The organism is Thalassospira indica (genome assembly GCF_003403095.1).
Taxonomy (GTDB): Bacteria; Pseudomonadota; Alphaproteobacteria; order Rhodospirillales; family Thalassospiraceae; genus Thalassospira; species Thalassospira indica.
In genome coordinates, this window is record NZ_CP031555.1 from 4,099,904 (window position 1) to 4,112,827 (window position 12,924).

The 12,924-nt window shown below is 56.5% G+C and carries 12 protein-coding genes; 9 read left to right on the forward strand and 3 right to left on the reverse strand.

What is annotated here, in order from left to right; genetic code table 11:
* The first annotated feature begins 120 nt into the window (after positions 1-120).
* From DY252_RS19180 to DY252_RS19220, 9 genes are all read left to right on the forward strand, one after another.
* Positions 121-1,458 (forward strand): ABC transporter substrate-binding protein, encoded by a 1,338-nt coding sequence (locus DY252_RS19180; protein WP_064788827.1) that lies wholly within the window; start codon positions 121-123, stop codon positions 1,456-1,458.
* A 21-nt stretch (positions 1,459-1,479) separates the two neighbouring features.
* Positions 1,480-2,793, forward strand: a complete 1,314-nt coding sequence (locus DY252_RS19185) for an ABC transporter substrate-binding protein (protein ID WP_064788826.1) — start codon at positions 1,480-1,482, stop codon at positions 2,791-2,793.
* Positions 2,794-2,887: 94 nt separating this feature from the next.
* On the forward strand, positions 2,888-3,787 hold the full coding sequence (locus DY252_RS19190; RefSeq protein ID WP_008889930.1) for a branched-chain amino acid ABC transporter permease: 900 nt from the start codon (positions 2,888-2,890) through the stop codon (positions 3,785-3,787).
* 1 nt (position 3,788) lies between these two features.
* Positions 3,789-4,736, forward strand: a complete 948-nt coding sequence (locus DY252_RS19195) for a branched-chain amino acid ABC transporter permease (RefSeq protein ID WP_064788825.1) — start codon at positions 3,789-3,791, stop codon at positions 4,734-4,736.
* The gene (locus DY252_RS19200) at positions 4,733-5,509 is read left to right on the forward strand and encodes an ABC transporter ATP-binding protein (protein WP_063089115.1); all 777 of its coding nucleotides are present in this window, start codon (positions 4,733-4,735) and stop codon (positions 5,507-5,509) included. Before DY252_RS19195 ends, DY252_RS19200 begins: the two co-directional genes overlap by 4 nt.
* Positions 5,506-6,168, forward strand: a complete 663-nt coding sequence (locus DY252_RS19205) for an ABC transporter ATP-binding protein (RefSeq protein ID WP_008889927.1) — start codon at positions 5,506-5,508, stop codon at positions 6,166-6,168. The genes DY252_RS19200 and DY252_RS19205 overlap by 4 nt, the downstream gene beginning before the upstream one ends.
* 47 nt (positions 6,169-6,215) lie before the next feature.
* Positions 6,216-7,370 carry an iron-containing alcohol dehydrogenase gene (locus tag DY252_RS19210; RefSeq protein ID WP_064788870.1) on the forward strand — a complete coding sequence of 385 codons (1,155 nt, stop codon included), beginning with the start codon at positions 6,216-6,218 and terminating at the stop codon, positions 7,368-7,370.
* Positions 7,371-7,388: 18 nt separating this feature from the next.
* Positions 7,389-8,864: an NAD-dependent succinate-semialdehyde dehydrogenase gene (locus DY252_RS19215; RefSeq protein ID WP_165374926.1), complete on the forward strand. Its 1,476-nt coding sequence runs from the start codon at positions 7,389-7,391 to the stop codon at positions 8,862-8,864.
* Between the two features lie 21 nt (positions 8,865-8,885).
* A complete protein-coding gene (locus DY252_RS19220) occupies positions 8,886-10,040 on the forward strand; it encodes an iron-containing alcohol dehydrogenase (RefSeq protein WP_064788824.1) in 1,155 nt (384 codons plus the stop codon).
* Positions 10,041-10,120: 80 nt separating this feature from the next.
* On the opposite strand, the gene DY252_RS19225 is transcribed toward DY252_RS19220, so the two are convergent.
* The 3 genes from DY252_RS19225 to DY252_RS19235 form a co-directional block, all read right to left on the reverse strand.
* Positions 10,121-11,170 carry an aldo/keto reductase gene (locus tag DY252_RS19225; RefSeq protein ID WP_064788823.1) on the reverse strand — a complete coding sequence of 350 codons (1,050 nt, stop codon included), beginning with the start codon at positions 11,168-11,170 and terminating at the stop codon, positions 10,121-10,123.
* 101 nt (positions 11,171-11,271) lie between these two features.
* On the reverse strand, positions 11,272-11,910 hold the full coding sequence (locus tag DY252_RS19230) for a dihydroxyacetone kinase subunit L (protein ID WP_245960861.1): 639 nt from the start codon (positions 11,908-11,910) through the stop codon (positions 11,272-11,274).
* 9 nt (positions 11,911-11,919) lie between these two features.
* Positions 11,920-12,921: a dihydroxyacetone kinase subunit DhaK gene (locus DY252_RS19235; protein WP_008889920.1), complete on the reverse strand. Its 1,002-nt coding sequence runs from the start codon at positions 12,919-12,921 to the stop codon at positions 11,920-11,922.
* Positions 12,922-12,924 lie beyond the last annotated feature (3 nt).

Consider the following 12,924-nt stretch of genomic DNA (forward strand, 5'->3'; position numbering starts at 1 on the left):
CGGTCAATCGCGCGGCTTTCCTGACTTTGCGCCGAAATTTCGCAACTGGCACAGCCTTTGCGGAATAGCGAGACAAAGGTACAAACGCGGATGGAACAACCATTCGCAGGGAGGAAAGTCATGGAGATGTTCAAACGCCCGGTTTCCGGGTGCATCACCATTATTGCTGCCACGTTCGCACTGTTTGCGGCCCATGCCGCACAGGCAGAACGTTTTGAGCTGGGCGCATCTGCACAGAACGCAGATGCTGTCATCGGCTGTTTGTACCCGATGACCGGACGGTCGGCCACCTATGGCCGCGACAGTATTTCCGGCATCAAGATCGCCCTTCAGGACCTCGAAGCCGAAGCAAAATCCGGCCTGGATGTGCCCAATCTGCGCGTCATCGCCGATGACCCGCGATCAAAGGCATCCTACGCGGTCCGTCTGGCACAGGATTTCATCACCAATGACAATGCCAAGTTCTTCTGTGGCATCGTGTCATCAGGTGTGGCCCACGCCGTGAGCGATCTCGCCAAGAACGAAAAGATCATCATGGTCGGTACCGATCATGCATCATCGCGGCTCAGCATCGAGGCCGGTCACGATTATTACTTCCGCGTCACCAATGACAGCTGGACGTCGATGGCCGCCGGTGCGCGTTATTTACGCGATCTGCAAAAGGAAACCGGCTGGAAACGCCTTGCCTTTGTCGGACCGGATTATGATTACGGCCATGTTTCCTGGACGGATCTGCAACTTGCCCTTGATGAACTGGGTGTCGAATATGAGACCGTCGGCGATCTGTGGCCGAAGCTTTATGAGCCGGATTATTCGATCTATATCAACGCCCTGCAATCGGCGAAGGCCGACGTGGTCGTAACCGCCCTTTGGGGCGGGGACTTCATCGCCTTTATCAAACAGGCGGCATCAACCCGTTTCTTTGAAACCACCCGTCTGGCCAATTTCGATACCGGTGCTAATTACGATGTGATGATGGCCCTTGGTGATCAGCCCTATCCGGGTTTGATCCTGTCGGCGCGCCATCACAATAACTGGCCCGAAACCGGCCGCAACAAGCGGTTCGTCAAACAGTTTCACGACATGACCGGGCGCTATCCGACCTATGCGGCCGAAGGCGCCTATACCGGGATCATCGCCATTGCACGCGCCATCGAAAAGGCTGGCGGCGTTGACGATGACCGCGCGCTCATCACCGCACTTGAGGGATTGCAACTGGCCCTGCCCGAAGATCCGCCGGGCTTTGCATCCTATATCGATCCCGAAACTCACCAGATTGTCCAGGCGCAAGCCGTGGGCACGGTCGTCCACAACGAAGACTTTCCGCCATCGAAACTGATGGTGGGGAACTGGGCGATCTACGATGCCGAAGACCTCAAACCATCAAAAGAGATGGTCAAACGTCGCCGCGATGCCGTGGCCGGCGGGTCGGAGGCAGTTCCACCGCCAACTCCATGACCTTTCCCAAGGGAGGAAATAGTGAAGAACAATAAATCAAAATTCAGCAAATACCTTGTTTCGGGCGTCGCAGCGCTTGCCCTTGCAGCTGGCGCAGCCGGTTCTGCATCGGCGGCTGAAAACGGTAAATTCCGTGTCGGGATCGTGACCTTCCTGTCAGGTCCGGCAGCGGGTCCGTTCGGTGTTCCGTCGGCAAATGCCGCCAAGGTTCTTGTTGATGAACTGAACAAGGGCAACCTGCCTGCACCTTACGATAAGGTCGGCATCAACGGCTTGGAAATCGAAGCCGTGGTCATCGACGAAGCCGGTGGTGCAACCAAGCAGGTTGAAGAATACCGCAACCTTGTTCAGCGTCAGAACGTCGATGCTGTCATCGGCTATGTTTCTTCGGGCGACTGCCTAGCGATTGCGCCGGTTGCCGAAGAACTGAAAACCTTCACCATCGCATATGATTGCGGTACTCCCCGCCTGTTTGCGGATAACCCGGATGCGCAATATATGTTCCGTACCGGTCTTGACGCATCGGTCGACAACATCGGTGCTGTTCGTTACCTTGCCGCGACCCGCCCGGACGTTACACGTCTTGCCGGCATCCAGCAGAACTATTCCTGGGGTCAGGACAGTTGGGCTGACTTCACCGCCGCTGCATCGGCACTCCTCCCTGAAGCAGAAGTTGTCGAAGAACAGTTCCCGAAAATCTATCAGGGCCAGTACGGTGCTGAAATCTCTGCCCTGTCCGTGAAACGCCCGGAAATCGTTCACAGCTCCTTCTGGGGTGGTGACATGGAAGCCCTGGTTCTGCAGGCAAATGCCCGTGGCCTGCTCGAAGATGCAACCGGCCTTCTGACCTGCGGCGAAGCATCCTTTGCCACCTACAAGGATCAGGCCCCGAACGGCATGATCATCGGTGCACGTGGCCCGTTTGGCCAGTTTGCCCCGGACAACGAACTGAACACCTGGTTTGAGGGTGTCTATCAGAACGCCTATGACCTTGAGCCAGTCTATCCGGCAACCAAGATGGCCCAGGCGATACTAGGTCTGAAGTATGCCGCCGAGAATGCCGGTGTCGCCGATAAGGAAATCCCGTCGGCAGAGCAACTTGCTGCTGCCATGAAAGGTGCAACCTTTGAGTCGGTTTCGGGCACGGTTGAAATGGCACGCGGCAATGGTCATCAGGCCATGCAGGGTATCACCTATGGTGAATACCACTACGAAGACGGCGTTGCCTCGATCAAGAACGCTGTTTCGTTTGATGGCGAATGCGTAACACCCCCGGAAGGTGTTGCTGCTGCGGACTGGATCGCAGACGGCTTCCCGGGCGCTAAATGTAACTAAGTTGCCCGCTCTGTTTTACAGAGCTTCCTGATCCTGCGGACATCCCGTCTCCCTTGGGATGTCCGCCCCTTTCCCTCCACACTGGATATTTGTGATGACAAGTCTTCTTGCCGTCCTGATTGATGGCTCGATCTATGCATCGTGGCTGTTTCTTGTGGCTGCCGGCCTGACCGTGATTTACGGGGTGATGCGCATCCTGAACATGGCGCATGGCAGCTTTTATGCCATCGGCGCCTATTCGGCAGCGTCACTGGTTGGCTGGTATTTCAACAACGGCATGGGCCCGGCATGGGTCAGCTATTTGTTGCTGGTTGGTGCCGCACTGGTTGCCGGTCTGATTGTCGGTGTGATCGTCGAACGCGGATTGCTGCGCCTCATGTATGGCCGCGACGAAATCCTGATGGTGATCATTACCTATGCCCTTCTTCTGATCCTTGAAGACGGTATGAAAATCGTCTGGGGTGTCAGCCCGTATTTCGCCTATCAGCCTTATTCCGAGCTTGGGCGAACGTCGCTCGGCTTGCTTAAGGTTTCCAATTACGACGTCGCCCTGGTCGGGGTATCCGCATTGCTCGGGCTTGGCCTGTGGGCGTGGCTTGAACGCACCAACCAGGGCAAGGTCCTGCGTGCAGTGATCCATGACCGCGAAATCGCGGTTGCCATGGGCGTGAACGTGAAACTGATGTTCACCATCACCTTCGTTCTGGGCACCACACTGGGTGCACTTGCCGGTGCGCTGACTGCGCCTGCGATCTCTGTCGTGCCGGGGATCGGCATCGAAGTGATCGTTCTGGCCTTTGCCGTGGTGGTTATCGGTGGCCTTGGCAGCATCGGGGGGGCCGCTGTTGGTGCCCTTTTGGTCGGGCTAAGCCGTGCAGCCGCCGTTCACTATGCCCCTGAATTCGAACTGTTCGTCATTTATGGCGTGATGTCACTGGTTCTGGCGTTCCGTCCCGAAGGCCTGTTTGGCCGTACTTTGGCGAGGAAAATCTGACATGCGTCTTGATAAAACTGAAATCTCGCTCGGACTGATCGCGCTTGCCTGCGTTCTGTTCGGCTTCGTTTCGCCGGGTTGGCTGATCTTTCTTTTGACCATCGCACTGGCCAAGGCACTTGTCGTCCAGGGCGTCGTCATGCAGATGCGTTCCGGCCTCGTATCCTTTGGCCAGGGCCTGTTCTATTGCATCGGTGGTTACACCGTTGGCATGGGCGGCCAGTTCTTTGGCATTCATGATGCGATTGCCGCCCTGTCACTTGGCATGTTTGTCGCAATCGTTGTTGCCATGCTGTTGGGTCTGTTGCTGACGCGCTATCGCGAAATCTTCTTTGCCATGCTGTCGCTGGCATTTTCGATGATCCTGTTTGGCATCCTTGTCAAAAGTCAGGAACTGGGCAGCACGGACGGCTTTAACGTTCATGACTGGACCCTGTTTGGCTGGGCCCCCGAAGCAGGCGCTGGCAGCCAGCACACCGTCTTTACCATGACTGTGGTCTCTGGTCTGATCGTTGCTGTTCTGATCCATCGTTACACCAAGGCCGGTGTTGGCGTCATTTGCGAGGCTGTTCGCGAAAATGAAGTCCGTGTTGAATATCTTGGTCTGTCACCGCGCTGGTTGCTTTATGGCAACTATGTTGCTGCGGCGGCGGTATCGGCCCTTGGCGGCGGTCTGACGGCGTTGGCCACCGGCCACGTTGATCCGGAGATGGCCTATTGGACCACATCGGGCGAATTTGTCTTTATCGCGCTTTTGGGTGGTTTGGGCCACGTGGCGGCACCGTTTATTGCGGCCATCGTGTTCTCGTTCGTGCGGACCTACGCCATCGAATTCGTTCCCCATACCTGGCAGATGATCCTCGGTTTCACGCTGCTTGCGGTCATTATCTTCCTGCCCAAAGGGCTGTGGAGCCTGGTCAGCCGTGAAAAAACAGGAGAACGGGCATGACCTGCATTCTTGAAACACGTTCGCTGAACAAGGAATTCGGCGCGGTCATCGCCGCAAAGGATTTGAACGTTCAGATCAACAAGGGTGAAGTGGTTGGTGTGATTGGCTCCAACGGGGCTGGCAAAACGACCTTCATCAACATGGTAACGGGCTATCTCAAGCCGACGCGCGGCGAGATCCTGTTTAACGGCAAGTCCATCATGGGCCATTCCCCGCGTGCGATCACGCGGGCCGGCATGGCGCGTTCCTTCCAGGTTGCGCAGCTGTTCCCGGAAATGACCGTCCTCGATAACCTGATTGTCGCGCTGGCTGCGGCCGAAAGCGCCCGTCCGAGTTTCCTAAGTCCCCTTCGCAGCGATGCCCGCATCGCCAGGGCTGAGGAAATCCTTAAGGAATTCGGTGTCGAAAACTATCGCGATTCACTGGTAACCGCCGTTCCGCAGGGTGCGCGTAAACTGGTTGATATCGCCATGGCATTGATCGGCAATCCTCAGATGCTGCTGCTTGATGAACCGACCAGTGGTGTCAGCGTGGATGAAAAAACCGACCTGATGGATACGGTCATGAATGCCGTGCGTCAGCATGGCGTAACCGTGCTGTTTGTCGAACATGACATGGATGTGGTCGAACGCTATGTCTCGCGCGTTCTGGCATTCTATAGCGGCGAAATCATTGCTGATGGCGAACCTGCGGCTGTTCTGGCCGATCAGCAGGTCCGCGATCTTGTGACCGGCCATCGTCCCACCACCAAACAAGGGAATGGCGCATCATGACCCTGGAAATCAGTAATCTCGATGTATCGATCGGCAATATTCCGATCCTGCGCGATGTCTCGCTTTCGGTGCCGTCCGGCAAGATGTTTGGCCTGATTGGCCATAACGGGGCGGGCAAGACCACGCTGATGCGCGCCATCATGGGCCTTCTGGACGCAGATCAGGGCACCATCACCTTTGATGGGCAGGACCTGCGCAAGATGGCTGACTTTGCCCGTGCCAAAGCCGGCATCAGCTATATGCCGGAAGATCGCCGTCTGATCCCGTCCCTGACGGTCGAGGAAAACATTCTTCTTCCGGCCTGGACCAACGGTATTGCGGACGCCGAGGAACGGTTGAAATGGGTCTATGACCTGTTGCCGGAAATCGCCCAGTTCCGGGATCGCCGTGCGCTGCAGCTTTCCGGTGGTCAGCAGAAACTGGTCTCGCTCGGGCGTGCATTGATGCCCGGTCGCAATCTTTTGTTGCTCGATGAACCGTTCGAAGGGGTCGCACCGGTCCTGTCACGCCGCCTGTCGGAAGTCATTTCCGATCTTGGCAGCAGTGGGCTGTGCGTTCTGATCTCTGAATCTGATGACAGCCACTCCGCCGATCTGGTGGCGGGCAGTTATCGCATCGAACGTGGCACCGTTTCCAAGGCTGAACTGGAAACCGCCTGATCCCGACGACAGCCCCGACAACAGACATGTCAAAAGACGAGGTCCCCATGTCAGACTTTGTGTTTGAAACCACCCCTCGCGTCATCTGCGAGTTCGACGGTGCCTTGCAACTCGGCACCCTGTGCAAGGAGTTCGGCGCGAAACGCGCCGTTCTTCTGTCCGACCCGGGTTTGCAGAAGGTTGGCCTGATCGACGCCCCTTATGCAGCCCTTAAGGAAGCCGGGATTGAAACCCTGCTCTGGACCGATGTTCAGGCAGACCCGCCCGAGGAAAGCATTCTTGCCGCGGTCAAAGGTGCCCGTGACTTCAAGGCCGATATCGTCATCGGCCTTGGCGGCGGTTCATCGCTTGATACCGCAAAACTGGTCGCCCTTCTGTGTGGCAAGGATCAGAAACTTGACGAGATCTATGGCATCGGTCTGGCAACGGGCCCGCGCCTGCCGCTTATTCAGGTGCCGACCACGGCGGGCACCGGTTCAGAAGTCACGCCGATTTCGATCGTCACCACGCCGACGCACGAGAAAAAGGGCGTGGTGTCCAGCCTGCTTTATCCCGATGTCGCACTGCTTGATGCCAAACTGACCATGGGCCTTCCGGCCCCGATCACGGGCATGACCGGCATTGATGCCATGGTGCACGCCATCGAGGCCTACACCACCAAGCACAAGAAAAATGCCCTGTCGGACGGACTTTCCATCCGCGCGATGCAGCTGATGACCGCCCATATCGATGATGCGGTTTCTGCCAGCCCGTCACGCGAAGCCCGTGAAGCCATGCTTCAGGGGTCCATGCTGGCCGGAATGGCCTTTGCCAATGCCCCGGTCGCGGCGGTTCATGCCCTTGCCTATCCACTGGGCGGACATTTCCATGTCCCGCATGGACACAGCAATGCGCTAGTCCTGATCGAGGTTTTGAAATTCAACCGGGATGCGGCCGTATCGCAATATGCCGAACTCGCCCGCGCCATTCTGCCGGATGAAAAGTTCGCTAATGACGATGCGGCCTGTGATCGCTTCATTGCTTTCATGACCGACATGGTCGAACGCATGCCGTTCAGCCGCACCTTGCGCGAAGTCGGCGTGGCGGAAAACGATCTCGACATGCTGGCGACCGATGCAATGAAGGTGGAACGCCTTTTGATCAACAATCCGCGTGAAATGACGTTCGACGCCGCACGCGCGATCTATGCCGCCGTGCTGTAACGAAAAGGAATAGCCACCATGACCATCCAGCTAAATGATACTGGCCTTTGGCAAACCCAGGGGCATATCGACGGCAAATGGGTCGCATCAGACAGCGGCAAGACCTTTGCGGTTGTTGACCCGGCCACCGGCGAACATCTTGCCGATGTGCCCGATATGGGCGCGGCCGAAACCAATCGTGCGATTGATGCCGCCAATGCCGCCCTTCCAACTTGGCGGGCCAAAACCGCCAAGGAACGCGCAAATGTGTTGCGTAAATGGTTTGACCTCTGCATGGCGGCACAGGCCGACCTTGCATTGCTGATGACCCGCGAACAGGGCAAACCCCTGGCCGAGGCATCCGGCGAAGTGGCCTATGGCGCGTCCTTCCTTGAATGGTTTGCCGAAGAAGGCAAACGCATTTATGGCGATGTTATCCCGTCGCATGGGGCGGACAAACGCATCATCACCGTCAAACAACCGATTGGTGTTGTTGCCGCAATTACGCCATGGAACTTCCCGATGGCAATGATCACGCGCAAATGTGCCCCGGCCCTTGCCGCCGGTTGCACGGTCGTCATCAAACCTGCGGAAGATACCCCGCTGACCGCGCTTGCACTGGTCGAACTGGCCAAACGTGCCGGGTTCCCCGATGGCGTAATCAATATCGTCACGGCATCACACGGGGCGGAAATCGGTGGTGAACTGACTGCCAACCCGATCGTGCGCAAGTTGTCCTTCACCGGCTCTACCCAGGTCGGCAAACTTTTGATGCGTCAGTGTTCTGATACCGTCAAGAAAGTCAGCCTGGAGCTTGGCGGCAATGCGCCGTTTATTGTCTTTGACGACGCTGATCTGGGTGCGGCCGTTGCAGGCGCGATTGCCTCGAAATACCGCAATGCCGGTCAGACCTGTGTTTGTGCCAACCGCATTCTGGTTCAGGAAGGTGTCTATGACGCCTTTGCCGCCAAACTGGCCGAGGCCGTTGGCAAATTACGTGTCGGTTTGGGCACCGAAGAAGGCATCACCCAGGGCCCGCTGATCAATGCCAAGGCGATTGAAAAAGTCGAAGCACTTGTCGAAGACGCCGTTTCTCGTGGGGCAAAGGCTGTTCTGGGTGGTGATCGCGCCAAGCCCGACAGCAATTTCTTTACCCCGACCATTCTGACCGGGGTTACGTCGGATATGCGGATTTTCTCCGAGGAAATCTTTGGTCCGGTTGCACCGCTGTTCAAATTCAGCAGCGAAGACGACGCCATTCGCATGGCCAATGACACGCCATTTGGTCTGGCGGCCTATTTCTATGCCCGTGATATCGGCCGCATCTGGCGGGTTGGCGAGGCGCTTGAATACGGCATCGTTGGCATCAACGAAGGCATCATTTCGACCGAGGCAGCACCGTTTGGTGGGGTCAAGGAATCCGGCATCGGCCGCGAAGGGTCGAAATACGGTGTCGATGATTTCGTCGAGATCAAATATATGTGCCTCGGCGGTCTCGCCGGGAATGCCAACTGATCCCGGATAAGGAGACACATCATGAGTTTCATGTTCCGAAGCGTGCCGCGCATCGTCTGCGAAGCCGGTGGCATTGCCAAGACCGGTATCCTGATGAAGGAACTCGGCGCCAGCCGTGTCACCATTGTCTGCGATCCGGGCATCGTCAAACTGGGCTTTGCGCAAAAGGCGCAAGATGCGCTTGAGGCCGCCGGTATCGCGGTTCAGGTCTTTTCGGAGGTCGAAGCCGACCCTCCCCAGGAAATCGTCGAAGCCGCCATTGCGGGTGTACGTGACTGGAAGGCGGATGGCGTAATCGGTCTTGGCGGCGGCAGCTCGCTTGATAGTGCCAAGCTGGTTGCATTGCTTGCCAACAGCGATCAGACCATCGAAGAGATCTATGGGGTGGACAAGGCAACCGGTGATCGACTGCCGTTGATCCAGATCCCGACCACCGCCGGGACCGGATCGGAAGTTACATGGGTGTCGGTGATTACCGATAACGACCACCTCAAACAGGTTGTCTACACCCCGCAACTGATGCCCGATATCGCCCTTCTTGATGCGGAACTGACCTATGGCCTGCCGCAAAAGGTCACAGCGGCCACGGGCCTTGATGCCATGGTCCATGCGATCGAAGGCTATACCAGCCGCACACGCAAAAACCCGATTGCCGATGGCATGGCGGTCACCGCCCTTTCGCTGCTCGGCAAGAACCTGATGAAGGTGATTGAAAATCCGGGTGACAAGGAAGCACGCTCTGCCATGTTGCAGGGATCGCTGATTGCCGGGATGGCCTTTGCCAATGCATCGGTTGCCGCCATTCATGGATTGGCCTATCCGCTGGGCGCACGTTTCCACATTCCGCATGGTCATGCCAATGCACTGGTCATGGCGCAGGTGATCCGCTTTAACCTGCCAGCCGCGAAAAAGCTGTATGCCGAACTCGCCCCGTGCCTGATCGAAGGGGTCGATTTCGACAGCGAAGACGCCGCCGCCGAGGCGTTCGTCAAACGGATCGAGGAAATGGTTCCTGCCAGCGGCCTTGAAACCCGCCTGCGCGATCTTGGCATCACCGAAGACTCCCTGCCCGAAATGGCCGAGGAAGTCTTTACCAAGATCCATCGCCTGATCGACAGCAACCCGCGTGACATGACCGTCAAGGAAATCGAGACGATCTATCGCGAGGTCTATTGACCAGGATCAGATATGCCGAACAAAAAAACGGTGCTCAATCGGGGCACCGTTTTTTTAACCTGGTGGCTTTTCACCTGCGGTCAATCCAGGCATGAATGCAATGCCCAGTCACCTTCCGCAAAGCGATCACGGGCAAACTGCCTCTGATGCCAATAGGGATAAATCATCGGAGGGGCGCTGACGTCATCAAGGCGTTTGAGATCGTCCTGATCAAGCTTCACATCAAGTGCCCGGAAGTTGGCCTTAAACTGATCGACGTTGCTTCCGCCGACAACCAGTGACGAAACAGCAGGCCGCGTAAGCAGCCATGCCAATGCAATCTGCGCAGCTTCAACGCCATGTTTTTCACCCACCGAGATCAGGACGTCAACTATGTCCCACAAACGATCCTGATCCCGGACGGGTGGTTCGGTCCAGCCCGCAGCCTGCCGAGACCCTTCCGCAACAGGCTGACTGCGACGATGCTTGCCCGAAAGCAATCCCGCCGCCAAGGGGCTCCAGACCAAAACTCCAAGCCCTTGGTCCACCGAAATCGGCAGAAGTTCATATTCTGCTTCGCGGGCTTCAAGGGTGTAATGAATTTGCTGTGTGACGAACCGCACACGGCGATCCTGTTCGGATGCCTGCAAAGATTTCATGATGTGCCAGCCCGAATAGTTTGAGCAGCCGACATAGCGCACCTTGCCCTGTGTGACCAAAGCATCAAGAGCGGCCATCTTTTCTTCGACCGGGGTGACGCCATCCCATTCGTGCATGTAATAGATGTCGATGTGGTCGGTGCGCAGATTCTTGAGCGTCTTTTCGCATTCCCGGATCAGGTGATAGCGACTTACCCCCTCATCATTCGGGCCATCGCCAATCCGCATGCGGGCCTTGGATGTGACAAGAACCTGATCACGTCGGCCGTCAAGGACTTCGCCAAGGATTTGCTCGGACAGGCCCGTCGAGTACATATTGGCAGTGTCAAACAGGTTCACACCGTGATCAATGCAGCAATCGACAAGACGGCGTGCTTCGGGCACTTGTTGCGAACCGACCATTGCGAACGGTCCGTCGCCGCCAAAAGTAAATGTTCCCATCGAAAGGGCTGAGACTTTCAACCCTGATCTGCCTAGTGTTCTATACTCCATAACCCGGTCCTTTCGATGCAAGTCATTGCGGTGTGGCGCAAGGAGGAAAAGGTCTCAGCATGCCGCCCAAGCACGGCGCAATCATGCTGAGACTTAGAAAGTCAGCCTTTTACAAAGCGTGCGAGCGTTTCAATCAACAGGAAGGCAACCGTGCCCCCCGCATCCTGAAGACCTTTGCTTTTATCGGCAAACGCCGCAGCCTTGCCGTGCTGGGCGACCATATCCTTGGTTGCTACCAGCGCTGCCTGTCCGGCACGTGCGGCGTCTGCAACCGCATCGACCAACGGGGCGTGTTGGTCGGCAGATTGTTCAAGGCTTTGGGCGATGGGCTCAAGCACATCCAAGACAGTTTTATCGCCAAGTTTGGCTTTGCCGCGTTCGGCAATCCCGTCGGCATACGCCCGCCAGAAGGCCGTCATTTCCTTGGTGCCAATCGCGTCAGCATCATCAACAGCCTTGCCTCCGCGCATAAATCCGGTTGCTGTCAACGTCCCCATTGTCGAGGGCGCTGCCTTTGCCATTGCCGCACCAGCCATTTTGAACTGCTTGCCCAGCGGTTCACCGTCCATGTCAGAGACCGTTTTAGTGGCAGCCTCAAACGCAGAATTCATAGTGATGCCAAGATCACTGTCACCGACCTTGGCATCAAGGGCGATCAGCTCATCACGCTTGTCGCGAAATGTGGCATGAAAGGCCTCGAACAGGGCGGCAATATTGCCGGTATTAATTGTGTCCATCATGGCCTCCGATTACTGCGCGAAATGTTTGAAGAATGGCGTGTCGGCTTTGGCAGCCATCAGGCGATCAAGTTCTTCGTCAAGATGCAGAACCGAAACAGATGCACCGGCCATTTCCATCGAAGTCGCAAATTCACCGACCCAAACATGCTTCACGTTGATGTCGCGCTCGCTCATCAATTGGGAAACACGACGGAACATGATGTAAAGTTCTTCAAGCGGTGTCGCGCCAAGACCGTTAACCAGAATGGCAACATCGTCGCCTTTCTTGTAATCCTGCTCGGCGAAGATTTTCGCCATCATCTCGTCGACGAGCGGATCAGCAGCAGTCAGTTTTTTACGGGTAATACCGTTTTCGCCATGGATCCCCATGCCGATTTCCATCTCGTCATCGCCGATTTCAAAGGATGGCTTGCCAACTTCGGGAATGATGCAGCTGCTCAGCGCGACACCGATGGTGCGTGTGCGATCTTTGGCCTTTTCGGCAACGCGAACGACCTCTTCAAGTGACATGCCTTCCTGTGCGGCCGCACCGGCAGCTTTATAAAGGAAGAATATCCCGGCAACGCCACGGCGCTTGTGTTCTTCACCAACAACAGAGGACGCCACATCATCATTGCCGACAACCGACATCACCTTGATGTCTTCAAGGTCGGCCAGCTCGGTCGCCATATCGAAATTGATGATATCCCCGGTATAATTGCCGTAAATGTAAAGGACACCCGCCCCCTGATCGATATGCTTGGTCACTTCAAGCATCTGTTCGGCACTGGGTGACTGAAACACGCCGCCAACAGCCGCACCATCGAGCATGCCTTTGCCGACATAACCCAGAAACAGCGGCAAATGCCCCGAACCACCACCGGTGGCAATGCCAACCTTGCCTTTGACCGGCTCGGCCTTGACATAGCAGCGCTTGTCATCGGCAACATAGGTGACCTCTTTGTTCGCCAGATAGATGCCTTCAAGCATTTCATCGACGAAATTCTTCGGATCATTCATAAATTTTTTCATGAT